This is a genomic window from uncultured Sphingomonas sp., from assembly GCF_964243315.1.
In the GTDB taxonomy this organism is placed as follows: domain Bacteria; phylum Pseudomonadota; class Alphaproteobacteria; order Sphingomonadales; family Sphingomonadaceae; genus Sphingomonas.
The window spans coordinates 1-25637 of sequence record NZ_CAXTEM010000040.1; the positions used below are offsets into that span (position 1 = coordinate 1).

The 25637-nt window shown below is 68.5% G+C and carries 23 protein-coding genes and 1 tRNA gene; 13 read left to right on the forward strand and 11 right to left on the reverse strand.

Annotated elements, in window-relative coordinates; translation table 11 throughout:
- From ACFE77_RS11515 to ACFE77_RS11525, 3 genes are all read left to right on the forward strand, one after another.
- Positions 1-2337: glycoside hydrolase family 9 protein (locus ACFE77_RS11515; RefSeq protein ID WP_375421781.1), on the forward strand; the 2337-nt coding region annotated here is incomplete at its 5' end.
- Positions 2338-2464: 127 nt separating this feature from the next.
- Positions 2465-2803 (forward strand): hypothetical protein, encoded by a 339-nt coding sequence (locus ACFE77_RS11520; protein ID WP_375421782.1) that lies wholly within the window; start codon positions 2465-2467, stop codon positions 2801-2803.
- Positions 2800-4320, forward strand: coding sequence for a methyl-accepting chemotaxis protein (locus ACFE77_RS11525; protein ID WP_375421783.1), 1521 nt, complete (start codon positions 2800-2802; stop codon positions 4318-4320). Before ACFE77_RS11520 ends, ACFE77_RS11525 begins: the two co-directional genes overlap by 4 nt.
- Positions 4321-4325: 5 nt before the next feature.
- Here ACFE77_RS11525 and ACFE77_RS11530 read toward each other — a convergent pair whose 3' ends face one another.
- Positions 4326-6887, reverse strand: coding sequence for a glycoside hydrolase family 9 protein (locus ACFE77_RS11530; protein WP_375421784.1), 2562 nt, complete (start codon positions 6885-6887; stop codon positions 4326-4328).
- Positions 6888-6945: 58 nt separating this feature from the next.
- Entirely contained in the window at positions 6946-8022 is a 1077-nt protein-coding gene (gene mgrA, locus ACFE77_RS11535; RefSeq protein ID WP_375421785.1) for an L-glyceraldehyde 3-phosphate reductase, read from the reverse strand.
- Positions 8023-8205: 183 nt separating this feature from the next.
- Here mgrA and ACFE77_RS11540 point away from each other — a divergent pair, with 183 nt between their 5' ends.
- The 4 genes from ACFE77_RS11540 to ACFE77_RS11555 are packed head-to-tail and all read left to right on the forward strand — an operon-like array spanning position 8206 to position 11613.
- Complete coding sequence (locus tag ACFE77_RS11540; RefSeq protein ID WP_375421786.1) at positions 8206-9267, forward strand: diacylglycerol/lipid kinase family protein; 1062 nt, start codon at positions 8206-8208, stop codon at positions 9265-9267.
- The gene (locus ACFE77_RS11545; protein ID WP_375421787.1) at positions 9264-10178 is read left to right on the forward strand and encodes a hypothetical protein; all 915 of its coding nucleotides are present in this window, start codon (positions 9264-9266) and stop codon (positions 10176-10178) included. Before ACFE77_RS11540 ends, ACFE77_RS11545 begins: the two co-directional genes overlap by 4 nt.
- Positions 10175-10921, forward strand: a complete 747-nt coding sequence (locus tag ACFE77_RS11550; protein ID WP_375421788.1) for an NTP transferase domain-containing protein — start codon at positions 10175-10177, stop codon at positions 10919-10921. Before ACFE77_RS11545 ends, ACFE77_RS11550 begins: the two co-directional genes overlap by 4 nt.
- On the forward strand, positions 10918-11613 hold the full coding sequence (locus ACFE77_RS11555; protein WP_375421789.1) for an HAD family hydrolase: 696 nt from the start codon (positions 10918-10920) through the stop codon (positions 11611-11613). The genes ACFE77_RS11550 and ACFE77_RS11555 overlap by 4 nt, the downstream gene beginning before the upstream one ends.
- Before the next feature lie 1405 nt (positions 11614-13018).
- Here the strand turns inward: ACFE77_RS11555 and ACFE77_RS11560 are convergent.
- Positions 13019-14239: a class I SAM-dependent methyltransferase gene (locus ACFE77_RS11560; protein ID WP_375421790.1), complete on the reverse strand. Its 1221-nt coding sequence runs from the start codon at positions 14237-14239 to the stop codon at positions 13019-13021.
- 101 nt (positions 14240-14340) lie between these two features.
- Between ACFE77_RS11560 and ACFE77_RS11565 the strand changes: the two genes are divergently transcribed.
- The 5 genes from ACFE77_RS11565 (at position 14341) to ACFE77_RS11585 (ending at position 19245) form a co-directional block, all read left to right on the forward strand.
- Positions 14341-15069, forward strand: coding sequence for an NTP transferase domain-containing protein (locus ACFE77_RS11565; protein WP_375421791.1), 729 nt, complete (start codon positions 14341-14343; stop codon positions 15067-15069).
- Positions 15066-16178, forward strand: a complete 1113-nt coding sequence (locus ACFE77_RS11570) for a hypothetical protein (protein WP_375421792.1) — start codon at positions 15066-15068, stop codon at positions 16176-16178. The genes ACFE77_RS11565 and ACFE77_RS11570 overlap by 4 nt, the downstream gene beginning before the upstream one ends.
- 45 nt (positions 16179-16223) lie before the next feature.
- Entirely contained in the window at positions 16224-17345 is a 1122-nt protein-coding gene (locus tag ACFE77_RS11575; RefSeq protein ID WP_375421793.1) for a CDP-alcohol phosphatidyltransferase family protein, read from the forward strand.
- A gap of 13 nt (positions 17346-17358) precedes the next feature.
- Entirely contained in the window at positions 17359-18708 is a 1350-nt protein-coding gene (locus tag ACFE77_RS11580; RefSeq protein WP_375421794.1) for a lipopolysaccharide biosynthesis protein, read from the forward strand.
- Positions 18709-18777: 69 nt separating this feature from the next.
- Complete coding sequence (locus ACFE77_RS11585) at positions 18778-19245, forward strand: DUF2141 domain-containing protein (RefSeq protein WP_375421795.1); 468 nt, start codon at positions 18778-18780, stop codon at positions 19243-19245.
- Between the two features lie 22 nt (positions 19246-19267).
- On the opposite strand, the gene ACFE77_RS11590 is transcribed toward ACFE77_RS11585, so the two are convergent.
- The 4 genes from ACFE77_RS11590 to dapB all read right to left on the reverse strand — a co-directional run bounded on the left by ACFE77_RS11590 (position 19268) and on the right by dapB (position 21167).
- Positions 19268-19344: transfer RNA gene (locus ACFE77_RS11590), tRNA-Arg, on the reverse strand.
- A 66-nt stretch (positions 19345-19410) separates the two neighbouring features.
- Positions 19411-19770 carry a hypothetical protein gene (locus ACFE77_RS11595; protein ID WP_375421796.1) on the reverse strand — a complete coding sequence of 120 codons (360 nt, stop codon included), beginning with the start codon at positions 19768-19770 and terminating at the stop codon, positions 19411-19413.
- 12 nt (positions 19771-19782) lie between these two features.
- Complete coding sequence (nth, locus tag ACFE77_RS11600; RefSeq protein ID WP_375421797.1) at positions 19783-20442, reverse strand: endonuclease III; 660 nt, start codon at positions 20440-20442, stop codon at positions 19783-19785.
- Complete coding sequence (gene dapB, locus ACFE77_RS11605) at positions 20439-21167, reverse strand: 4-hydroxy-tetrahydrodipicolinate reductase (protein WP_375421798.1); 729 nt, start codon at positions 21165-21167, stop codon at positions 20439-20441. Before dapB ends, nth begins: the two co-directional genes overlap by 4 nt.
- 161 nt (positions 21168-21328) lie before the next feature.
- Here dapB and ACFE77_RS11610 point away from each other — a divergent pair, with 161 nt between their 5' ends.
- Positions 21329-22027 carry an NAD-dependent deacylase gene (locus tag ACFE77_RS11610; RefSeq protein ID WP_375421799.1) on the forward strand — a complete coding sequence of 233 codons (699 nt, stop codon included), beginning with the start codon at positions 21329-21331 and terminating at the stop codon, positions 22025-22027.
- 16 nt (positions 22028-22043) lie between these two features.
- Here ACFE77_RS11610 and era read toward each other — a convergent pair whose 3' ends face one another.
- The 4 genes from era to ACFE77_RS11630 form a co-directional block, all read right to left on the reverse strand.
- Positions 22044-22940, reverse strand: a complete 897-nt coding sequence (gene era / locus ACFE77_RS11615) for a GTPase Era (RefSeq protein ID WP_375421800.1) — start codon at positions 22938-22940, stop codon at positions 22044-22046.
- Positions 22933-24366 (reverse strand): M20/M25/M40 family metallo-hydrolase, encoded by a 1434-nt coding sequence (locus ACFE77_RS11620; protein ID WP_375421801.1) that lies wholly within the window; start codon positions 24364-24366, stop codon positions 22933-22935. Before ACFE77_RS11620 ends, era begins: the two co-directional genes overlap by 8 nt.
- Positions 24367-24558: 192 nt before the next feature.
- The gene (locus ACFE77_RS11625) at positions 24559-25425 is read right to left on the reverse strand and encodes a glutaminyl-peptide cyclotransferase (RefSeq protein ID WP_375421802.1); all 867 of its coding nucleotides are present in this window, start codon (positions 25423-25425) and stop codon (positions 24559-24561) included.
- Between the two features lie 16 nt (positions 25426-25441).
- A partial coding sequence (locus ACFE77_RS11630; RefSeq protein ID WP_375421803.1) for a cold-shock protein occupies positions 25442-25637 on the reverse strand: 196 nt, incomplete at its 5' end.

Genomic DNA, 25637 nt, shown 5'->3' on the forward strand with positions numbered 1-25637 from the left:
AGCGGCGTCGAGCTGATCCAGCAGGACGTCCGCACCGTCACCAACGGCGACGTCCGGCTGTCCGCCACGCCCGGCCAGTGGGACGCGATCGGCCGACTCGTCGAGCGCAAGGTCGATGCGAAGACCGGCGTAGTCGAGGCGGTGCTCGAATATCCCGAGTACCAGTTCCGCTATGTCGTCCGTGCGGAGCCGCGCGGCGGATCGTTGCGGGTATCGATCGTGCTGCCCGCCGCCCTGCCCGCGCCATTGGCAGGCAAGGCGGGGTTCAACCTCGAATTCCTCCCCTCCGCCTATTTCCACAAGAGCTTCATGGCCGACGGCCGCGGCGGCACCTTCCCGCTCTATGCATCGAGCGCTATGACCGCGACCGCCACCCGCAATGCCGCGAGCGGCCGCAGCGACGGCCCCGGCGCCGAACCGCAGCCGATGGCGACCGCACGCACCTTCGTGTTCGCGCCCGAGGATGCGACGCGGCGCGTCACGGTGCGCTCCGCCGATGCCGACATCGCGTTGTTCGATGGCCGCAACCAGGCACAGAATGGCTGGTTCGTGCTCCGCACGCTGCTGCCGGCAGGCCGCAGCGGCACCGTGGTGCAATGGACGCTCGACGCCGCCGCCGCGCCCGGCTGGCTGCGCACGCCGGTGATCGGCCATTCGCAACTCGGCTACGCGCCGAATGAGCCAAAGATTGCGACCGTCGAGCTCGATCGCCGCGACGCCACCCGCACGCCGGTTCGCCTGCTGAAGGTGGGGCCGACCGGCTCGACCAGCGTCGCCGCGAGCGGCCCGGCGACGGCGTGGGGCGATTATCTCCGCTATCGCTACGCTCGGTTCGACTTCAGCAAGGTGCGCGAACCCGGCATCTACATGCTCGAATACGGCAAGACGCGCACCGCGCCGTTTCGCATCGCCGACGATCTCTATGCCGATGCTTGGCACCCGACCCTCGACGTCTATTTTCCGGTCGCGATGGACCATATGTTCGTCAACGAAGCCTACCGGGTCTGGCACGGCGATCCGCACCGCGACGACGCACGGCAGGCGCCGGTCGATCACGAGCATATCGACCTCTATCGCCAGGGTCCGACCACCGACACCAGGTTCAAGCCGGGCGAACATATCCCCGGGCTGAACGTCGGCGGGTGGCTCGACGCGGGCGATTTCGACATCCGCACCCAGACCCAATATCAGGTCATCCGGTCGATGGTCGAAAGCTGGGAGCGCTTCCGCCCGGCCCGCGACACCACCAGCATCGATCAGGCCAAGCGCCGCGTCGAGATGCACCTCCCCGACGGCGCGCCCGATCTGCTCCAGCAGATCCGCCACGGCACCCTGCAACTCGTCGCGCAATATGACGCGGTCGGCCACGCCATCAACGGCATCGTCGAACCCGATGTCGGTCAATATACCCATCTTGGCGACGCATCGACCAAGACCGACGGTCTGGTCTTCGACGCGCGGCTGACCGGCGGCAACGCGAAGGACGGCCGCAGCGGCGTGCCCGACGATCGCTGGGCGTTCACCAGCCGCTCGACCGCGCTCGAATACGGCTCCGCGGCGGGTCTGGCGGCGGCAAGCCGCGCGCTGACGGGCTTCGACGATGCGCTGGCCGCGCGCGCCTTGCAGCTTGCCGAACGCACCTGGCAGCAGGAACACAGCCAGGCACCGGCGTTGTTCAAGCACGGCAACACCACCGGCGGGCCGATCGAAGCGGAAGAACTCGCGGCGGCGGTGGAACTGCTCGCGGCGACCCGCAACCCCCGCTACGCCCAGCGGATCGAGGCGATGTGGCCGACGATCGCGACGACCTTCGCGCGCGACGCGACGACGATCGTCCGCGCGCTACCGTTCATGCCCGCATCCTTCCGCGCGACGATGGTCCCAGCGGTCCGCGCCTGGGCCGCGGAAGCCGCCACGATCGCCAAGGCCAATCCCTATGGCGTGCCGATCACCACCGCCGGCTGGGCGGGCAACGGCGCGGTGCTCGAATTCGGGCTGACCGCCTATGCCCTGCACAAGGCGTTCCCGGAGATCGTCGGCGCCGAGCCGGTGTTCGCCAGCCTCGCCTTCCTCCACGGCAATCATCCGGGCTCCGACATCTCCTACGTCTCCGCGGTCGGCACCCGGTCCAAGGAAGTCGCCTATGGCAACAACCGCGCCGACTTCAGCTTCATCGCGGGCGGCGTCGTGCCCGGCACCCTGATCGTCAAGCCGGACTTCCCCGAAAACAAGGAGGACTGGCCGTTCTTCTGGGGCGAGAACGAATATGTGGTGCCGGAAGGCGCCGCGTACATCCAGCTGGCGAACGCCGCCGCCGATCTCGCCCGGAGCCGCTGATCCCGCGTCGTACGAAGCCACCGAACGTCGGCGAGAAGATTCGACCCAGTTCGGCATGCTTACGATCTTGTTTACTATCGCTTCGTACGACGTCGGCATGGCACCTGACGCTGACGACGATGGCCCGATGCTTCCGACCGCTCCGACCGACGCGCCCGCGATGGGTCGGTCGCGCTTCGGTGGCGTGGTCCTGCTGCTCCAACTCCTGCTGGTCGCCGGCGCGGGGGCGATGATCGTCGCGCCGCCCGCGAGCGGCGCGATGATGCTCGTGCCGCTCGGGCCGCAGGCGGCGAACGCGTTGCCGTTGCTCGCCCTGGTCGGCGACGTCCGCCTGCTCGCACGCGGGCCGCTGCCCGGCTCGCTGCTCGTCTATGGCAAGCGCCGCGCGCACACCCTGCTGCGCCACGGCATCGTCACCTTCGCCAGCCCGCCCGCGCTGTGCGGCAGTGGGACGTCGCGCGGATGAGCGATCTCGACGGTCTCCGCCTGCGCGGCATCCAGCTGATTGCGGCACTCGGCGCGATCTCCACGCTGGTGCTGGCCGGCTTCGCCTGGTCGGGCGCGAGCGCAGGCTGGAACGCCGCCGCGGTCGGCCTGTCGCTCATCCTCACGCCGCTCTACTGCGCGAAGGTCGGGCGGACCGATCTGCCCGCGCGCCTTGCCGCCGCGCTGATGATCGCGGCCCAGCCTGCGCTGCTGTTGTTCGTGCTGCGCGGCGCGGCGTGGCAGCTCGACATGCACATGTATTTCTTCGTCGGCCTCGCCACCCTGACGATCCTCTGCGACTGGCGGCCGCTGGTGCTCGCCTCAGGGGTGATCGCGGCGCACCACCTGCTGTTGTCGATCGCCGCCCCCGACTGGGTATTCGCCGGCGGCGGCGGCCTGGCGCGGGTCTGCGTCCACGCGCTCGCGGTCCTCCTGCAATGCGGCATCCTCTGCTACATCGCCCGCCAGCTAGCCAACACCATCACCGCGCAAACCGCCGCGCTCGCCCACAGTCGCGATCTGGCCGCACAGTCCGCCGCCGCGCAGACCCGCGCCGAAGCCGCCCTCGCCGCCGCCAGGACCGCCGAGGAAGAAGCCGCGATCGAGCGACGCCTGCGCCAGGAAGAGTATCGCGCCGCCTCCGAACGCCGGCGCGCGGACATGCTGCGCGTCGCCAGCGATTTCGAAAGCTCGGTCGTCGGGGTCGCCGACGCGGTCGGCGCCTCCGCCACGCTGCTCGAACGATCGACCCTGGCGCTCGACACCGTCGCCCGCGGCGCGGGCCGTCGCGCCGGCGAGGTCGCCGATGCCGCCCGAATCGCGTCGGCCGCGGCGAGCGACGTCGCCGCAGAGGTCGGCGCGCTCACCCGATCGATCACCGGCATCGCTGCCAACGCCACCGAACAGGCCGACCTCGCCCGTCAGGCCCGTGCGCGCTCGCTGCTCGGCGGCGACGCGATCCGCACGCTCGCCACCAGCACCAACGGCATCGGCTCGCTGGCGACGACGATCGCGGGAATTTCCGCGCAGACCAACCTCCTCGCGCTCAACGCGACGATCGAGGCGGCGCGCGCGGGGGAACATGGCCGCGGCTTCGCGGTGGTCGCCTCCGAGGTGAAGGGGCTCGCGGATCACGCCGGTCGCGCCACCGGTGAGATCGCGCAGCTGGTGTCGGGGATCAACGCCCGTGCTGGCGACGCCGAGACCAATTTCGCGCAGGTCGCGAGCGCGATCGTCGAACTCGCCCAGGCCGCCGACGCGATCGGCCACAAGGTCGACGACCAGCGCCGCGCGAGCGACGCGATCGAACGCAGCGCGCTATCCGCGGCGCAGGGCGCCGACGACATGGCGCAGCGGGTCGCCGACGTTTCCGACGCGGTCGACGAAGCCGGCACCCTCACCGCCCATGTCCAGGGCACCGCCCGCAAACTGGTCGGCGAGGTCGCGACGCTGCAAAGCGCCACCGGCGCCTTCGTCGCGATGCTGCGCGCCGGGTAAGGCGGCTACTTCGCCGGCGTGCGGTAGAGCTGGTCCGCGGCCAGCGCGAGGAACATGTAGTTGGTGGCGCCGCCACCCATCACATATTCGGTCTGCTGCCAGAAGAACGGCCACACCTTCAGTTCGGGCAGGTCCGGGCGGATCAGGTTGGTGCCCGATATCACCCCGCCCGGGACATAGCTCCAGTCGGCACGGTTCAACCCGTAAGCCGTCGTCGCCGACCGCGCCCCGACGCCCGACACGAAGCTGGACGTGTTGGCGCCCGGGTGGACGCCAAGCACGAAGTTCAGCGCGTTGACATAGCTGTCGGTGCTCGTCGCCTTGGGCCAGCCCTTGTGGAAGAAATACTGGCGCACCCCGCGCTCCTGGATCTGCCAGCCAGCACCCCAGATCTCGGGCTTGTACGGTACGCCATAGGGCGAATCGGTTCGCGCATCGGTCGCGACCTTCGCCTGATAGGTGGCGACCGCAGTGGCCAGCCGGTCGCGGAACGCCCTGGGCAAGCGATCCTGCACCGAATGGAGCAGCCACCCAATTTTCTCGATGTCGGCGAGGATCACCGGCTCCAGCGCGGCGAGCTGATCGGCATAGGCCCGCTCGCCGGTGGTCTGAAGCAGCTCGGCGAGCGCGAACACCCGTGCGGTATTGTTCTTGCCGCGTCCGATCGCCTTCGTGGTCAGATCGCGCGCCGCGGCCAGCGCCTCGGCCGATAGCCGCGGGTTGCTGGCGCGCAGCACCCGCGACGACGCCGCCAACCCGGCCGCGGTGTCGAGCTCGCGGTCGGGATTGTCCTCGGTGAACACCCAGCGGTCGTCCGCAGTCACCGGATTGTTGTTATTGTCGACGCCGAGTTCCTCGCCGCCGCGGCCGGGCACATTGTCGGTGACGTTCACCGTGTCGCCGAGCAGCGCATATTGGCGCAGCGTCGGGGTGATCACGCCGCGATACAGCCGCCCCATCGCGCGATACCCGCCGAGCACCGAGAGCAACCCGTGTTCGATCTGCTGGATCGCATCGTTCTTGCCGTCGGGATCGTGGATCTCGACCGTCTTGCGCGGTTGGTCGATCCGGGTCGCGTCGTAATCGAGCCCGAACTCCTCGACCATCTTCGACAGGATCCACACTTCGCCAATCTGCGATTCGACGCGCAGATCGTCGTCGCCCGCATCGTGCCAGCCGCCGGCGGCGAGCATCGGCACGCTCTCGCCGGGCTTGAACCGGGTCAGCGTCGACGGGCCCTGCGCATAGCCGTCGAAATGATTGAGATTGATCGGCGCCATCCGCGCATCGTCGAGATGGTCGCGGCCATGCCAGACGCGGTATTTGTCGCGCACCAGCATGTGGCACATCTGGATCGGCATGAAATATTCAAGCGTCGGCTGCCATGCGTGGCGCGCGAAGACCTCGCGATCGATCCGGAACGCCTGCGAGAACTGGCCGCGATAGCCGATCTGATACATGCCCGGCTCGGTCACCCGGCTGAAGTCGAACGCCAGATAGCGATAGCGCAGGAAATCGCCCCAAGGCTGCGGCACCGCGCCCATCACTTCGCGCCGTCCATCGGGCGTCAGCCGGAACAGCTGCGCGCGCGCGTCGACGGGATCGGCGGGATCGAGCTCGATCACCGCGCGCTTCGGCTGCGCCGGGGCGTAGCCGATCTGCGATACCTGGATCACCGGCTGGTAGCGCCAGTTCGGGATGACGTTGGGCGTCACCAGCCATTCGACCGCGCCCCGCGTCGCGCCTGCGCGCACCGGCTGGCGAACGATATACCACCCGTTGTTGTGCGCCGATCGGCCGTCGATCAGCTCGAGCTGGCCGTTGACGCTTTCGATCCTGATCCGCTGGCTATCCTCTTCCGGCGCCACGACCAGCGTCTTGCCGATCGCGAGTGGCCGCGCCAGCGGCTGGCCCGCGGGCGGCTGGACCGGACCGTTCGCCTGCACGTTGCGCGGTGCGGCCAGCCCGGTATCGGCGGCGCGGTCGACCGGCCCGCCCGGCTGGCGCGGGAAGATCCCGTTGCTGCGATCGAGCGTCCAGGCCTTGCCGAACAACGGCGTCGGGAACAGTTCGAGGTTGAACCCGACCCGGCCGACCTGTTCGCGCGGGATCGGCGTGTCGAGATCGACCGAGATCCGGAAACCCTTGCCCGCGGGCGTGACCCGAACCTGATAGTTGAGCTTCAGGTCGGGGTAGAAGATCGGGTTGAAGCCCTGCGCGTTCTTCGTCGGATCGGGATAGACCAGCGATTGGGTGATCGTGCCCGTCGCGGGATCGATCACGCGCTTGCCAGCGGACGTCGGCATCGGCGACCACTGGCCGGGCTCCGGCTCCAGCCGAAGGTCGCCGTTCGCCGCGACGCGTGATCCGTGCTGGATGATCGTCACGCCGGTCTGATGGCCGTCGGGGTAGATGTCGTCGAACACGATGACATCCAGCCCCGGGGCGGTCAGATAGCCCTTCGCGCCGAGCTTCAGCACCGTGTCGGGCGCGGGGGCGGCGCCGACCAGCAGCAGCACCGGCGCCAACAGCGGCAACCGACCGAGCCGGCGTGTGATCCCCTTCATCCATTCTCTCCCGCGACGCCTATGGTCACTACCCATAGTCGGCAGAAAGAGGATCGGGTCAACCCCTCGGGACGCCCCCCGCTACCGGCAATTCGTTGATCCGCGACGATACTTCCCACAGGTCGATACCGCCCTCCGCGGCATGGTCGTCGATCGCGCGGCGCTCCTCGTCGGTGAAGTCGAGCCGCCTCACCGCGTCCAGGCTGTCGTCCAGCTGCGCCACGGTCCGGGCGCCGATCAGCGCCGACGTGACCCGCGGATCGCGCAGGACCCAGGCGATCGCCATCTGCGCAAGCGTCTGGCCGCGCGCCTGCGCGATGTCGCCGAGCGCGCGGATCCGTTCCAAATTCTCCTCGCTCAGCAGCTGCTGGTTCAGCGAGCCGCCCTTTGCCGCGCGGGCATCCTGCGGAACGCCGTTGCGATATTTATCGGTGAGCATTCCCTGCGCGAGGGGCGAGAACGCGATGCAACCGACCCCGAGATCGTCGAGCGTGTCGAGCAGCTCGCGCTCGATCCAGCGGTTGAGCATCGAATAGCTCGGCTGATGGATCAGCAACGGCACCCCCTCGCTCGCCAGGATCGCAGCGGCGCGACGCGTCAGCGCGGGCGAGTGCGACGATATGCCGACGTACAGCGCCTTGCCCTGCCGATGCAGGTGCGCCAGCGCGCCCATCGTCTCCTCCAACGGCGTGTCTTCGTCGACCCGGTGCGAATAGAAGATGTCGACATAGTCGAGCCCCATCCGCTTCAGGCTCTGGTCGCAGCTCGCCAGCACATGCTTGCGGCTACCCGATGGACCACCATAGGGGCCGGGCCACATGTCCCACCCCGCCTTGCTGGAGATCACCAGTTCGTCGCGGTGCGCGCGCAGATCGGTCGCGAGCACACGCCCGACATTCTCCTCCGCTGATCCGAACGGCGGCCCGTAGTTGTTCGCGAGATCGAAGTGCGTGACGCCGCGATCGAACGCGCGCCGCAGGATTGCACGCCCGGTTTCAAACACGTCGGAGCCGCCGAAATTCTGCCATAGGCCGAGGCTGATCGCGGGCAGATCAAGCCCGCTCCGCCCGCAGCGCCGATACGGCATGCGTCCATCGTAGCGGTCGGGATCGGGATGGGTGGCATCGGTCGGCATAAACAGGCTCCTGGGGGGACGGACACTATCTCCCGACGCGGCGGGTTGTTCCGCATCGCCCTCCTGAATACCGTCGGTGCATAGTTCAGCCGCTGGGCGGACCGATTCAGCTTTGCGCATATCGCTTACCCGCCGATATTACGAATTGATGACTGTTGGCGGTTCGGGCTAGTATGCAGTCGGATGAAACCTCAGAAGGTCTTTTTCGATACGGGTGCGCACCTCGTCGCCTTGCCCTTGTCGAACGGCGGACTGGCCCCGGCTTTTGCCGCGCGTGCCGGCCGTGAGGAACCGCGCGCTAGCGAGGTCGACACGGTAAGACGACCGGCGGCGCGGATCGGGATCGTGTTCAACCGCCGGGCGCACCGCAATCTGCAGCAGGCGGGCGCGCTGCCGACGGTCGATCTCTCGCTCGATTGGGCGTCGCCGCAGACCGAGGCCGAACTGTCCGCCGCTCTCGCGCGGTTCGCTGCTCGCAAGGTCGACGCGATCGTCGTCGATGGCGGTGACGGGACGATCCGCGACGTGATCACCGCCGCGGCGGAACACTTCCCCGAAGGACTGCCGCGCCTCGCGGTGGTGCCATCGGGCAAGACCAACGCACTCGCCTTCGATCTTGGCATTCCGCGCGATTGGACGCTCGACGATGCGCTGGCGACGATCGCCACCGGCCGCGTTAGCCAGCGGTCGCCGATCGAGATCACGCGCGCGGACGGTTCGGCGCCGGTGGCGCGCGGCTTCCTGTTCGGCGCGGGCGCGTTCGTGAAGGCGACCGCACTGGCACAGGGCGTGCACCGGCTCGGCGCGTTCCGCGGCCTGGCGGTCGCGATGTCGATCGGTGGTGCGGTCGCGCAGACGATGTTCGCGGGCGCGGGCAATCCCTGGCGCCAGGGCGAGCGGATGCGGATCGAGTTGCAGGGTGGGCGTACGATCGAGCACCGGCTCTATCTGATGCTCGCGTCGACGCTTGAACGCCTGCCGCTCGGCCTCAAGCCATTCGGGCGGGTACGGGCCGGACTGAAGCTGCTCGGCATCGATGCCCCACCGCGGCGGATGGTGGTGTCGTTGCCCGCCCTGCTCGCAGGATCGGAGGCGGATTGGCTGCGGCGTGCGGGCTATCACCGCGGCGATGCCGAGCGCCTCGAAGTGACGCTCAGCGGCGGGTTCATCCTCGACGGCGAGGCTTATGAGGGCGGCAAGCTCTCCATCTCGCAAGGCACGCCCCTCGACTTCTACGTGCCGTGACCGGCGGCCTGCACGCCTATGTGGCCGAGGCGCTGGCGATCGATACGCCCGACGAGGTCGGCACGGTCGCGCAACTGCTCGCGGAACGCCTGGGGGGTGGCGCGGTGCTGTTCTACGGGTCGGTCCTGCGGACCGGCGCGCTCGGCGATATTCTGGACTTCTATGTCCTGACGCATGGCGCGCGCGGGTCGCCGCTGCGTCGGCTCGGGTTGCGCTGGTTATGGCCCGACATCAGCTATTACGAGATCGCGGTCGGCCGGCGGGTGATCCGCGCCAAGGTCGCGACGATGCCGTTCGCCACCTTCGAACGCGCGACCGCAGGCACGTATCTTGACACGACCGTGTGGACCCGGTTCGCGCAGCCGTCCGCGCTGGTCTGGGTCGACAGCCCGACGTCGCGGCTGCGGGCGGTGCGCGCGGTATCGGCGGCGATCGTCACCGCGGCCCGGTTCGCCGCGGTGCTCGGCCCGCAGCAGGGATCGACCCGCGACTATTGGCTGGCGCTGCTCCGCGAAACCTACCGCACCGAATTTCGCGTCGAGGCGCCCGGCCGCGAGGCGCAGATCGTCGGGCATGCCCCCGCGCATTTCGACCGCGTGCTGCCGCTCGCGTGGGATGCGGCGGGGATCGCCCATACGCGGCACGGCGACACGCTGGTGCCGGCGGTCGGCTTCGCCCTGTGCCGGGCGGTCGCGGAACGGTGGATGATGCGATCGGCGTTCGGCAAGTTCCTCAACATCGCGCGTCTGATTAAGGCCGCCTTCACCTTCGACGGTGTGGCGCGCTACGGCCTCTACAAGATCGAGCGTCACACCGGCGTCCGCGTCCAGCTCACCCCCTGGCGCGAACAACACCCAGTTCTCGCCGCTCCGGCAGTGCTTTGGCGGGTGCTGCGCGCCACGCCGTCATGACCGTGAGCACCGCGCTGGTGCTCGCCGGCAGCCGCGGTGGCGTCGACCCCGTAGCCGCCTATGCGGGCGTGACCGACAAGGCGCTGATCGAGATCGGCGGCGTCACCATGCTCGCGCGCGTAGTCGCTGCGTTGCGCGCGGCGGGCATGACCCGGATCCTGGTGAGCACCGCGAGCGAGGCGGTGATCCGTCACGCCCGCGCGCTCGGCACCGAACCGATCGCTGCCGGTGCCGGCCCGAGCGCCAGTGCACGGATCGCCTTCGCCGCGGCGGGTGCGCCGCTGCTCGTCACCACCGGCGATCACCCGCTGCTCCGCGCGGGCTGGATCGCGTCGTTCCTGCACGACGCACCCGCCGATGCGGACGTCGCGGCGCTACTCGCCCGGCGCGATAGCATCGACCGCGATGCGCCGAACACGACGCGCACCTATCTGCGCTTCGCCGACGGCGATTGGTCGGGCTGCAATCTGTTCCTCCTCGCCACCCCCGCCGCCGCCGCCGCGCTCGACTTATGGGAGCGGGTCGAGCGAGACCGCAAGCGGCCCTGGCGGATCGTGCTGCGGCTCGGCATCCCGCTGCTCGTCCGCTATGCGCTGGGCCGGCTGACGCTGGCGGAGGGCCTCGCGCGGATCGGCGCGCTGGCGGGCGTGCGCGCGGCGCTGGTGGAATGCGAAAGCGGGTTGGCGGCGATCGACGTCGACAAGCCCGCAGACCTCGATCTTGCCCGCAGCCTGATCGCGTGACGCCGGCGCGAGGTATCGCGATCTACGACCTCGATCGCACCATCACCAGCGTCCCGACCTGGACCCTGTTCCTGCTCTACGCCGCGCGCCACGCCGCACCGTGGCGGCTGTTGCTGGTGCCGCTGCTGCCGCTGCTCGCGCTCGGCAAGAGGATCGGCCTTTACGATCGCGACCGGCTGAAGGAGCTGATGCACCGGACCATGCTCAGCGCGCGGATGCCGGCGGCGCGGGTCGAGGCGGTGACCGCCGCCTTCGCCGACATGATGGTCGCGCGCCACATTCGACCCGGCGCGCTGGCGCAGATCGCCGCCGACCGGGCCGAGGGACGTCGCCTCGTCATCGCCACCGCCTCGCACGCCTTCGTCGCCGCACCGCTCGCACGGCGGCTCGGGATCGACGACCTGATCGCGACCCGAGCCTGCTACGACGATGCCGGCAACCTGCTCCACAGGCTCGCGGGCGCAAATTGTTATGCCGCCGCCAAGCACCGCGCGGTGCTGGCCTGGTTGGCGGGCACGATGATCGCGAGGGGCGACGCCAGGATCAGCTTCTACAGCGACGACGTCTCCGATGCCGCGATGCTGGACTGGGTCGACGAGCCGGTCGCGGTCAATCCAGGCAGCACACTGCGCCGGCTCGCGGACGCCAATGGCTGGCCGGTGCGCGACTGGGGCGTACCGCGCAGGCGGTAGACCCGATGCGGCAGCGCGCCGACCCTGACCACCGCCGCCAGCCGATACTCTCGCTCGAGCACCGCGCGCAGCAGTGCCTCGACCCGCGGATCGGCATTGCCCTTGCTAGTCCGGACCACGATGACCCCGGGCCGGCCGGCGAGCACCCGCCGCATCTCGCCGAGCTGTTTGACCCCGATCGCGCCCGCCTCCCGCCGCTCCGCCAGATGACTGCGGAACAGGAAGCGCGACGGTAGGCAGGACCTCGTCAGATAATAGAGGATCGGCTCGCTGCCGAACACGAACAGGCATCCCGGCGGCCGCGTCCCGATCTGCGATACCAGCGCCGCGACCTGCCCAGCGGTGCCCCGACGCTGGACATGATCATGCGCGACGAACGCCCCCGCGGCGAGGCCTATCGCCAGCACGACCGCCGCTGCCACGCCGACCAGCCGACCCGCCCGAGTCGTCAGCCCGGCCCCTGCCGCGATCGACAACGGCAACAGCAGCGGCAGGAAGAATTGCAGGCGGAAGGTGCCGACCGCGAGGATCGCCACGGTGGCGACCGCCAGCCACGCGATCATGAACCACGCTCCCGCCGACCACGGTCTCTCGCCCCGAAGACCGATCACCGCCGGCACCGCCAGCGGCAGCATCGCGACCACCCCGCCGAGCAGCTGCACAACCCGCGATCCGCCGCTGCCATCCTCCCCCCGCGCGAAGATCGACACGAAATTGGCGAACACGAACGCGTCGCCCTGCCCGATTCCGGCATAATACCCATAGGCCACGGCGGTCTGCGCAATGGCGATCGCAGCCCACACTCCGGCATGCGCGACCAGCGCCATCCAGGACGCCCCGCTTCGGCGAAGCGCCACCAACAGCGCCACCCCGAACAACGCGCCCTCTAGCGCGGCGGTATATTTCAGCTGGATCGCGAGACCGACCAGCGCCATCGCCAGCGCCCCCAGCATGCCGATCCGCACACCGGGCATCCCGACAAGCGTAACGACCACGATCGCCGCCGCGCCTGCCATCGGCAGGTTGTAGAAGATCGGCGCCTGCCCGCCCGCGCCGTCGCAGATCATCAGCCAGATCATGTACAGCAGCCCGGCCAGCGTCCCGCCGCGGCCGAGCGCACGATCCGCAATCCACGCCGCGATCAGCGCGGTCGCGGCAACGAACAGCGTCGCGATCACCTGATAGGCGACGATCCCGTCCCCGCCGAGCCACCGGATCGCGGCAAAGACCAGGAACAGCCCGATCGGCTTGCGGTCCCAGATATTCACGAACGGCACCGCACCGTGGAGCAACCGATCGCCGACCAGCAGATAGAATTGCTCGTCGACATGGATCACGGGATTGCCGAAAAGCGCCGCCCGTAGTGCGAACGCCGCCATGAGAAAGAGGACGATCCGGCGCAGCGTCATGCGCCGCGTAAATGCCGTTCCGCAGCGACGATTTCCGCCCGCGCGTTTCCGGGCACGTCGCGGCTCTTCGCATAGGCGAGTTGGTAGTTGACCAGGCCGCCATGCCTGAAGGCCGAGATCGCGCCAGCCAGATAGAAGGTCCACAGCCGGTAGAAGCGCTCGTCGTAGATCGCCTCGATCTCGGCACGTGCCGCCACCGTGCGGTCATACCAATGCTCGAGCGTCAGCGCGTAATGCAGCCGCAGCGTCTCGACATCGGTGGTGATCAGCCCCGCCGCCTCGCTGGCGCCGAGGATCTCCGACAGCGCCGGATTATACCCGCCCGGAAAAATGTACTTGGCGGTGAACGCGTCGGTCGCCCCCGGCCCGCCGACCCGGCCGATGGTGTGGAGCAGCATCACGCCGTCGTCGGCGAGCAGGCTGCGGCACTTGGCGAAGAAGCGGCGGTAATGCGGCGCGCCGACATGTTCGAACATGCCGACCGAGACGATCCGGTCGAACCTGCCGTCGAGCTCGCGATAGTCGATTAGCGCGAACTTCACCCGGTCCGCGACGCCGGCTTCGGCCGCCCGGCGTCGCGCCACCGCGAGTTGTTCCTCGCTGAGCGTCACGCCGAGCACGTCGACGTCGGCGACGCGGTTGAGGTACAGCGCCATCCCGCCCCAGCCGCAGCCGATGTCGAGCACGCGCTGCCCCGGCGCGAGCGCGAGCTTGGCGGCGATATGCGCCTTTTTATCAGCCTGTGCGCGTTCCAGCGGCACCGTGGGATCGGTGAAATAGGCGCAGCTATATTGGCGGTCGGCGTCGAGGAAGAGGTCGTAGAGCCGGTCGGACAGGTTATAATGATGCGCGACGTTGCGACGCGACGCCCGCAGCGAGTTGAACCGCCCGACCGTACCTAGCAACCGCTTGCCGATCTTGCGCTTGCCGCCGATCCCACCACCGCGCTCCCACGGCACGTTCGACCGGATCAGATCGAGCAGGTCGACAACATCCCCGCGGTCGACGACGACCCGCCCGTCCATGAACGCCTCGCCCATGCCGAGCCGCGGATGCCGCGCGATGAAATCGGGCGCGCGTGCGTCCGTGAAGCGGATCGTCACCGGCGCGCGGGCGGGATCGGGGCTACCATAGCGCCGCTCGCGTCCGTCCGCGGTGACGACGGTCAGTTCGCCGCTGCGCACGATCTTGCGGAGCATCTTGTCGAGCAGGAACATGGCGGTCCGATCCGGGCCTCCGACGTCCGAAGGCATCCCGCCGCCATAGTTTTGCCGCGTCGATTTGCCTACAGGCTCCGCGATATGCGAACCGAACACCCATGAAGGCGATCATCATCGCGGCCGGCCGCGGGTCGCGGCTGTTGCCGCTGACGCTGACGATGCCCAAATGCCTCGTGCAGGTCGGCACGCGGTCGATCATCGATCATCAGCTCGACGCCGCCTACGCCGCGGGCGTCACCGAAGCGGTGGTGGTCGGCGGCTACCGGATCGAACAGGTCGAGGAGCATCTCGCACGCCGAGACGCGCGGATACCGACCACCCTGATCTTCAATCCGTTTTGGGCGATATCGAGCAGCATCGGCAGCGTCTGGGCGGCACGCGAACACCTTCACGCCGGCTTCATGCTGATGAACGGCGATACCGTGTTCGATCCGGCGGTGATCGTCGCTGCGGTGCAGGGCGCGCCGGCCGGCCTGACGCTCGTCGTCGAGGCGGTGTCCGAGCCAGATCCGGACGACATGCGTGTAGAAGTGATCGAGGGCCGGATTGCCGCGGTCGGCAAGGGGCTCGACCCGGCGGTCGCGACCCACCGTTCCCTCGGACTCGTGCTGTCCAGCGGCGGTGACGCCTATGCGGCCGCGCTCCGCGACATCATCGCGCAGCCCGGCGGTACTGATGCCTATCATCATGCGATCATAGCAAGGCTTGCGCCGCAAGGGGTGCATGCGCTGGTCGCCGATCCGAACGCCCGCTGGCAGGAGGTCGACGCTCCCGCCGATATCGCGCGGTGGGAAGTCGGCCACCACGAGGCCGCGTCGGATCGATGAGCGATCGGGTCGCCTTCCTGTTCCTAGGTGAGACGCTGCTGATCCCGCACCTTTATCCGATCGCGGAGGCGCTTGCCCGCCGGTCGGAGTTCGCGATCGATCTTTGGGTAGGCACCTCGGTTCACGAGAAACTGCTGAACGGCTGGATCGCGACGCTCGGCGACAGGCGTCCGACGATCCGGCGCGCGCCGGGCTTCCGCACGGTCGCCGACGATGACGACGGCCGCAACCCGCCGCTACCGCCGAAGCTGCCGACGCTGTTCCGCCTCGCCCGGCACCTGCGCGTCACCGACGTCGTCGTTTGCGCCGAACAGACCAGCCTCTGGCTGCCGGCGGTGCTGCCGATGCGCGCGCGGTTCATCGATACCTTCCACGGCGCCGGATCGATGATGGCGCGCGGCCATTGGCGCCGGCGCGCGGGCTGGCGGACTCTGGTCGCCGCTGAGCGCGATCGCCGCGCGCTGATCGCGCTCGGCGACGATCCCCGGCGGATCGTTACCACCGGCTACGTGAAGGCAGGGTTTGATCGGCGCACGCCCGCGACCCGGTGGTTTGACGATGATCGACCGATCATCCTCTACACGCCCCATTGGCAGCGCCACCGCACGTCCTGGTGGGATTGGGGCCCAGAGGTGGTGAGACGGGTGATCGCGACCGACCGCTACAATCTCATCTTCGCGCCGCACCAGCGGCTCGCCGAACGCGCGCCCGAAGTGCGCGCGTTCGCCGCTTCGATCGCCGGACGCTCCGACGTTCACTGCGACCTCGACAGTTTCGCGATGGTGGACGGCAGCTACACCGCCGCAGCCGACATCTATCTCGGCGATACGTCGAGCCAGGCGGTGGAGTATTTCGTGACACCGCGTCCCTGCGTCTTCCTCGATAGCGGCAACGCCGCGTGGCAGAACGATCCGTCCTACGCGATGTGGCATTGCGGCGAGGTCGTCTCCAGTCTGAGTGATCTGGTCGCCACCATCGCCGGCGCGCCCGATCGACAGGCGTTGTTCGCGGCGAAGCAGGCCGCCTTTGCCGCCGACGCGCTCGGCGACACCAGCGGAGCGGCACCGGCACGGGCAGCGCTGGCCATCGTGGCGGCGCTGGCGACTTAACGCTCTATGTTCGCAAAGTCGCTGGAATCTCCTACTGCCTTCCCGATGCAGAAAGCGAACCGTTCCGATCTGGGCGCGCCCACCCTGTGCGTCGGCAGCAATCCGACCCTGATCTGGGGCATGAGCACCGCCGAGCGACTGCGTCGGATCGTCGCCTCACAGCGCTTCGATGCGCCGGAGACCGGGGTGGTGCTCGCCAATCTCGACTATGCCTTCGATCCGGCGTGGCTCGCCTATCTTGCTAAGCGGCCGAACACGCTGCTCACGCGCGCCGGCGTGCCGGTGCTCGCCTATGTCGCGGACGAGGCGTCGCGCGAGCCGATCATGGCGGCGATGCGCGCACGCCAGCCGCTTGGCGACATCGCCGGCCTCACGGTGATCGCTGCGGAGGCCGAGGGAGGGATCCTCAACGAACAGCTCCGCAAGCGCGAGACGCCCTTCGCCGAGCGACTGGAGCCGGGAACCGTCCGCGAGATTGAGGAGGCGAGTTACCGCGGCGCCTATAAGGGCGTGACCGACCTGCTGACCAAATATCTTTGGCCGCGTTGGGCGCTCGCGCTGACGCGGGTCGCGGCGGCCTGGGGGATCTCGCCGAACCAGGTGACTGCGCTCGGTACGCTGCTCTGCATCGTCGCGACGATCGCCTTTTGGCATGGCTGGTTCTGGACCGGCCTAGCGACGGGCCTGTTCTTCATGGTCCTCGACACCGTCGACGGTAAGCTGGCGCGCTGTACCGTGACCTCCTCCGCCCTCGGCAATGCCTGGGATCACGGCATCGATCTCGTTCATCCACCGATCTGGTGGTGGGCCTGGGCGACCGGGTGCGCGGCCTATGGCCGGCCCTTGTCCGACGAGACTTTCTGGGCGGTGATGGCGGCCATGCTCGTCGGCTATGTCGCGCAGCGGTTGATCGAAGGTGCCTTCATCGTCCGCTTCGGCATGCACATCCACGTTTGGGAACGCTTCGACAGCCAGTTCCGGCTGGTCACCGCACGACGCAATCCCAACATGGTCATCCTGTTCGTCGGCCTGGTGATCGGGCGGCCCGATTGGGGGATCGTTGGCGTCGCGATCTGGACGGTGATCTCGCTGGTCGTCCATCTGGTGCGGCTCGGCCAGGCGATGCTGGCGCGGCGACGCGGGCCGCTGACCAGCTGGCTGGCGTGACCTCGGCGCGCGCATGACCCTGACCGCCCGAGTGAAGCGATCGATCCGGTCGTCCCCGGCCTTGCGCGCGATCCTGCGCAATCTCGGCTGGCTGCTCGCCAGCCGCGGGGTGCTCGGTATCCTCTCGCTCTTCTACCTGGGCTTCGCGACCCGCTGCCTCGGCGTCGTCGATTTCGGCCGCTTCGCGCTGATCACCGGCGCCGCGCAGGCGATCACCACGCTGGTTGGCTTCCAGACGTGGCAGATCATCGTCCAGTACGGCGTCGACCCGCTCCAGCAGGGGCAGACCACCAAGCTGGCGCGGCTGCTGCGATGCGCGCTGATGCTCGACATCATCAGCGCGACCGCCGGGATCGCGCTCGCCGCGGCGATCCTGACCTTCGCCGACAACACCCTCGGCATCCCCGACGCCCTGCGGGAGAACACGCTGATCTTCGCGGTCGTGACCCTGCTGTCGATCCGGTCGACCCCGCTCGGCATCCTGCGCCTGCGCGACCGCTTCGCGCACGCCGCCATCGCCGACAGCATGACTCCCGTCACGCGCTTTCTGGGATCGCTCTACGCGCTCGCCTTCGATCCCTCGATCCGCGGCTTTCTGATCGCCTGGGGGGCGGCCGAGCTCGCCACCGCGGCCGCCTATTGGATCCTCGTCGTGCGCGGCGGCGATCTGCCGTTGCTGCGCTCGGGCGCCGCGGACGCGCGCAGGGTGGTCGCCGAGAACCCGGGGATCGTCTCCTTCGCGCTCAGCACCAACGCCAACGCGACGCTAGGCATGTCCGGAAAGCAAATTCCGCTGTTGTTGGTCGGCGCAATGGTCGGCACCTCCGCCGCCGGCGCGTTCCGCCTCTCCGCACAACTAGCACAGGCCCTCGCCAAGATAACCCAGCTGGTCGCACGCGCGGCGTTCCCGGAGGTCGTCCGCATGGCCAAGCTCGCCACGCCGCAGCGCCTCGGCCGGCTGCTGCCGCGAACCTATCTGGTGAGCGGCTTGGCGGCGTTGACGATCATGGCGATAGTCACGCTCGGCGGGCGCACGGTGTTGTCGCTGATCGGGGGCAAGACCTACCGGGACGCCTATCCGATGCTGCTTTTCCTCACTGCGGCAGGGTGCCTGGAATTGGTGATGATCAGCGCCGAGACCGTGCTCACAGCACTTAATCGCGCGGCCTTGGTGTTTGCGATCCGCGCCGGCGGCGTCGCCACGCTGCTCGTGGCCGCCTTTGTGGTGGTCCCGAGCCGGGGCGCCACGGGCATGGCGATTGCGGTCCTCGCCGGCTCGATCACGGTCGCACTGCTGCTGGCGCTCGCCGCGGCGCGGGTCACCCGCGGCACCGGCACCGAGCCGCTGGACGAAGCCGCATGACGCAGGACCGTTCACGCGCTGCTCACCCCGCAGGGCGCAAATGTACGCCCATCCACCCGTGAGAACCTGATGCACGCCCTGCTGAAACTATCGTCGGCCATGACCTTGCTCGGCGCCGTAGCGATCCCCGTCCAGGCCCAGACCTGTGCCGGGCGCGTGGGCGGTGGCGCGGTGCAGCTCGTCGTGGTCGCGACCGAGATGCGCAGTAAGGGCGGCGAGGTCGCCTTCACCATCTACCCCGACAACAAGTCGCGCTTCCTCGCGAAAGGCGGCAAGCTGCTCCGCGCAAGGGTCCCAGCGCAACGCCCGGAGACCCGAGCCTGCTTCTGGCTTCCGCCCGGTCACTACGCTCTCGCGCAATATCATGACGAGAATGGCGACCACGACTTCAACCGGACGCTGTTCGCGCCGAAGGAGGGCTTCGGCTTTTCCAACGACGCGCCGACCTCCGTCGGCTTGCCCTCGTTCGCGGCCACCCGCTTCGCCCTACCCGCCGGTGGCACCACGATCCGCGCGCGCATGCGGTATCGCCGCTAGCGTCGCATCGGTGATGAGGTGGTGGTGCACCCGACAGGATTCGAACCTGTGGCCTCTGCCTTCGGAGGGCAGCGCTCTATCCAGCTGAGCTACGGGTGCCTGGGGGCGAGCGCGTAGCAAAGCATGCGCGCGGGCGCCAGCGTTTTGCGTGACGCCGCGTGTCGATCAGCGCGCCAGCGTCACCGGCTGGAACGGGGCGAGCCCACAGCTCGCGCCGCGCTGGAGCCCGGTAGAGGATAGCACGGTGATGATATCGGCCGAGCATAGCTGGCTGAGCGAGGTGGCGTAGGAGAAGCGTTGTTCGAAGCCGAGCCCGGGGCAGGCACTCGGCAGGGTCACCCGGTAGGTCTTGCGGCCGGTCATCACGAAGTCGATCGTGCGATCGTCGCGTACCAGGCTCTCGCGTATACGGGCGATCGGGATGCATGAGATGGGCTTGCCCACCGCAATCGCCGCCGGCACGCGGTCGCGCCCCGTCGCGATCGTCGTAGTGGCTAGCAGGGCAAGCGCGACCGTATACCGCATGGAATTGCTACCTCAACCGACGATGTCGACACCCGCCGGTGGCTGCGTCTTCGGCTTGAACGCGCAAAGATCGCGGACGATGCAGCGCCAGCATTCGGGCCTGCGTGCCTTGCAGACATAGCGGCCGTGGAGAAGCAGCCAGTGATGCGCGTGCAGGCGAAACGGCTGCGGTGTAGCTCGGTCGAGCGCGAGTTCCACCGCCAACGGCGTCTTGCCGCGCGCCAGCCCGGTGCGATTGCCGACCCGGAAGATATGCGTGTCGACCGCGAAAGTCTCCGCAGCGAACGCGACGTTCATTACCACGTTGGCGGTCTTGCGCCCGACGCCCGGGAGCGCCTCCAGCGCGTCGCGATCCGCTGGAACGACCCCGCCATGCCGGTCGACCAGTTGCTGCGACAGCGCGATCACGTTCTTGGCCTTGGTGTTGAACAGCCCGATTGTGCGGATGTGCTGCTTCAACCCCTCCTCGCCGAACGCGATCATCTCGGCGGGCGTCGTCACCGTCTCGAACAACGCGCGCGTTGCCTTGTTGACCCCCGCATCGGTCGCCTGCGCCGACAGCACGACCGCAACGAGCAGCTGGTAGACATTGCCTGATTCGAGCTCGGTTTCGGGATGCGGGTTCGCCGCCGCGAGCCGCGCGTAGAAGTCGATGACGTCCGCCTTCTTCACAAGCCCAGCACGTCACCCATCCGGTAGCGCCCTGCCGGCTTGCCCGCGAGCCACATGGCCGCCTTCACCGCACCCTTCGCGAAGATCGAGCGATCCTGGCCGAGATGGTTCAGTTCGATGCGCTCGCCCTCGCTCGCGAAGATCACGCTGTGGTCGCCGATCACCGAACCCCCGCGCAGGCTGGCGAACCCGATCGTACCCTCCGCCCGCGCGCCCGTAAGCCCGGCACGGCTATCGACCCGGACCGCGCTTAGCGTCGTGTCGCGTCCGGCCGCCGCGGCCTCGCCGAGCAGCAGCGCGGTGCCCGAAGGCGCATCGACCTTGTGGCGGTGATGCATCTCCATGATCTCGATGTCCCAATCGGAGCCGAGCCGCGCAGCAGCCTCACGCACCAGGATGCCGAGCAGAGTAACCCCCAGCGAGGTGTTGCCGGTCTGAAGCACCGCGATATGCGCCGCCGCCGCGTCGATCGCGAGATGCTGCGCGGGCGACAAGCCGGTGGTGCCGATCACGATCGGAGTACGCGCGGCGAGCGCCGAGGCGAGATGCGCGTCGACCGCGGAGGCGGTTGAGAAATCGACCAGCACGTCCGCGGCGACGGCAAGCGCATCGGCATCGTCGCTCGCATCGGCGCCGCCGGCATAGCGCCCGCCCTCGATCTCGATCAGGTCGGCGATCGCGCGGCCCATCCGCCCGGCGCTGCCATAGATGCCGATCGCGGTCATGCCACGTACCGACGCAAGGAGGGAGAGCGGGCGGGAAGAGGAGGCGGATTGATCACACCGCCTTGTGGCACGGCAAACGCGCGACTGACAGGGCCGACACGCGTTGCTCCGTCCCCCGCGGGAACGTTTCGCCGCGCGCCGTCGGCCGCTATGGCGGAGCAATGGAGATCGCCAACATCGTCGTGCTCACCGGCGCGGGCATTTCGGCCGAAAGCGGGATCGCGACCTTTCGCGGACCTGGTGGGCTGTGGGACGGGCATCGCGTTGAGGATGTTTGCACACCCGAGGCGCTCGCGAGCGACGCCGCGCTGGTGCACCGCTTCTACGACGCCCGCCGCGCCGCGCTCGACGATGTGGAGCCGAACCCCGCGCATCATGCGCTGGCGCGACTCGACGCGGCGTGGCCGGGCGAGTTGCTGATCGTCACGCAGAATGTCGACGACCTGCACGAGCGCGCGGGTGCGCGGCGCCTGCTGCACATGCATGGCGAGCTTCGGTCGGCGCTGTGCGCGGTGTGCGGCACGCGCGAGCGCTGGACCGCGCCGTTGCCGCCCGCGACGCGATGTCCCGTATGCCGGCAGCCGGCGCTACGGCCCGACATCGTTTTCTTCGGCGAGATGCCATACGCGATGGAGCGGATCGACGACGCGCTCGCACGCGCAGACCTGTTCGTGTCGATCGGCACGTCGGGCGCGGTCTACCCGGCGGCGGGGTTCGTCCGCACCGCGCGCCACCACGGCGCGGCGACACTGGAGATGAACCTGGAACCGTCGGCGGCGAGCTTCTTCTTCGCCGAAACGCGCATCGGCGCGGCTGGGACGCTGGTGCCCGTCTGGGTCGATCGGCTGCTCGCGCGCTGACACCCGATCGCCTGGCTCACTCCACCCAGTCGAGCCCGATCCCGCGATATGTTTCGCGATCCTCATCCCAGCCCGGCTTCACCTTCACGTGCAGATAGAGGTGGACCGGGCGGCCCATGATCGCAGCCAGCTCGGTCCGCGCCCGCGCGCCGATCTCCTTGATCCGCACGCCGCCCTTGCCGAGCACGATCGCGCGCTGGGTCGGGCGTTCGACTAGGATCTGCTGGTGGATCTCGACCGAGCCATCCTCGCGCTCTTCGTATTTCTCGGTCTCGATCGTGCTCGCATAGGGTAGTTCCGCATGGAGCTGGAGGTAGAGCTGTTCGCGCGTCACCTCAGACGCCAGCGCACGTTCGGTGGCGTCGGAGACCTGATCCTCAGGGAAGTGCCAGGGTCCTGCGGGCATTCGCGCGGCGAATGCGCGCTTCAGTTCGGCGAGCCCGTCGCCGGTCTGTGCGCTGACGAACCAGGTCTCGTCGAAATGCGTCAGCGCATTGAGCCGTTCGGCATGAATGAGCAGCTTGGCCTTGTCGGCGAGATCGACCTTGTTGAGCACCAGATGCTTGGGCTCGGGCCGATCCTTCAGCGACTCGACGATGTCGGTCACCCGGCTGCCCAGCCCACCCTTGCCGTCCACCACCAACACCAGCAGGTCGGCACCCTCCGCCCCGCCCCACGCCGCCGCGACCATCGCGCGATCCAGCCGGCGCTTGGGTTCGAAGATGCCGGGGGTGTCTACTAGGAGGAGTTGAGTGTCGCCCTCGATCGCGACGCCCATCAGCCGGGTCCGCGTGGTCTGTGCCTTGGGGCTGACGATCGCGACCTTCTGCCCGACCAGCGCGTTCACCAGCGTCGACTTGCCCGCATTCGGCGCGCCGACGATCGCGACCAGCCCGCATCTCGTGTCAGTCATCTGCATAGGCCTTCACCAGATCGAAGAGGAAATCGCGGCCGACATAGGCGGAGCGGACCGAATGCCGCTCGTTCAGCCCGTGCGCACCATTGCCGTCGGGATCGCCCCACGGCCCGGGTACCCCATAAGTGGGGATGCCGATCGGCGCGAGGTAGGTCGCGTCGGTCGCGCCGGTGCTCATCGTCGGGATCAGCGGCACGCCGGGAAAGTAGCGCGCGACCAGTCGCTCGGCGGGTTTGACGATCCGCGGCGACAAGGGCGGCGTGACCGCGACCGGGCGCAGCCGGCCGGTGAGCGTCACCGTCAGCTTGGGATCAGCGATCGCGCCCTGCAGCGCGGCGCGGGTGGTGTCGGCATCCTCGCCCGGTGCGATCCGGCAATTGACGTTCGCCTTGGCACGCTGCGGCAGCGCGTTTGCGGCGTGCCCGCCATCGATCAGGGTCGCGACGCAGGTGGTGCGCAGCATCGAATTATAGGTGCGGTCTCGCACGACGGTCGCCTCCGCCTCCTTGTCACTTGGATTGGCGGCGAGGCGGACCATCGCGCGGCCGAGATCGTCGGCACGCGATGCCCCGGCCTGGCGGAAGAAGGCGCGCGTCGTGTCGTTGAAGCGCACCGGAAATTTGTAGGCGCGGACGCGGGTAAGCGCGTCGGCAAGTTGGTAGATCGCGTTGTCGTCTATCGGGATCGAGCTGTGCCCGCCGGGATTGGTCGCCTCGATCTCAAAATTCCGATTGGATTTCTCACCGACTTGCATCGTCTGGGTGACCAGCTTGCCCGCACCGTCGGTATCGCCGCCGCCGCCCTCGTTGAGCGCGAACTCCGCAGCGATCAACGCGGGACGCTTCTCGGCGAGCCATTGCACCCCGTTCATGCGTGCGCCCGATTCCTCGCCGCAGGTCAGCGCGAGCTTGATGGTCCGCTTGGGCCGATAACCCTGCTGCTTGAAGCGAATCAGCGTGTCGACCCAGATCGCCACCAGCACCTTCATGTCGGAGGTGCCGCGGCCGTAGAAATAGCCGTTCTCTTCGATGAACTTGAACGGATCGCGCGTCCAATCCTCGCGCCGCGCATTGACCACGTCGAGATGCCCCAGCAGCAGCATCGGCTTCGCTGCCGCCGCGCTGCCCGGCAGGACCGCGACGATGCCGCCGTCGAGCGGGAACTTCTCGTCCTTGAACAGCGTGATCTGATCGGCGCTGAATCCGGCCTGACGGAGGTGGGTGGCGACCTTCTCCGCGGCGAGCGTGCAGCTGCCGGTCCCGACCGAGGTGTCGGTCTCGACCAGCTCCCGGTAGAGATCGCGGAAGACGCGTTGATCGGGGCGGACGTCGGTGGCCGCTGGCGGGGCAGCCTGTTGCGCATTTCCCTCGCCGGTCGCGAGCAGGGCGACGGCGCAGGCGGCGGCGATGATGGCATTGTTCACGGACGGTCCCCCACGTGGTTCGGACCCGCGCTATCGCAAAGCGGCAGCGGCTGTCGACCTCGGGCGCTTCATAGCTAGCGTGGAGAGCCTCACCGACAAGCAGGGCCGGCACTTGCTGAAGGTCATCCGCGGGCCGCTGTGCATGGCAGCAACTCCGACTGTTCGTCAGCAGAAGCCTCGCCGGAGCGCTCTCTACTGCACCACCGGCGCGCCGATCTTCACCTCAAACAGCGTCGGCCACAGCTTGCCCGTTACGAACAGCCGATCCTGCGCGGCGTCGTAGGCGATGCCGTTCGCGACGGCTTCCGGATCGGTCGCGGCGATCTCAGCAACCAGCGGGCGGAGATCGACGATCCCGTTCACACGCCCGGTCGCCGGATCGATCCTTACCAGGAACCCGGTATGCCAGACGTTCGCCAGGACCGCGCCTTGGACGACCTCCAGTTCGTTGATCTGCGCGAGCGGTTTGCCGCGCAGCGTGACCGTCACCTGCCGCCGATCGGCGAGCGTGACGGGATCGGCGAAGCGCAGCGTCGCCGTACCGTCCGATCGCACCAGCCCTGTCGAATCGGACGCCAGGCCCCAGCCCTCGCCACTGTAGCGCATCCGCCCCTTCGCCTTGAGCGTCCGTGCGTCCCAGCGATAGGCGACACCGTCATGCCACGTCAGCGTGATCAGATCGTCGCGCCACGCCGCCAGTCCCTCACCGAATTGCGCTGGATCGATCGTCGCACGCGCGGTGACCTTGCCGTCGGCCAGCCTTACCCGGCGGACCTCCGACATACCTTCACGCCCGACGCTCTCGTAGAGCGCACCACGGTGCCAGATCAGACCTTCGGTGAAGGCGGCGGCGTCATGCGGGTAGCGTGCAACGACGCGCACCGGCATGATCGGCACGGGCGCGTCCGCGGGCGGAGCGACGGTAGGCGCAGCGACAGTGGGTGCAGCGACACGGGGCTCGGCCGGCACAGAGGGCGCGACCTGCGCCGAAAACGACACGGCCGGCCCCGCCAATAAGGCGAGACCGGCCGCGATCGCACTCCACTTCCCGGCCGTCATCGGACCGGGTCGCGAATCAGCTGGATGCCTGGAGGTTCACCGCAGCATATTTGCCACGGCGATCGACCTCGAGTTCGAACTCGAGCCGGTCGCCCTCGTTGAGCGTCGACATGCCGGCGCGCTCGACCGCCGAGATATGGACGAAGGCGTCGGGCTGGCCGTCGTCGCGCTGGATGAAGCCGAAGCCCTTCATGGCGTTGAAGAACTTGACC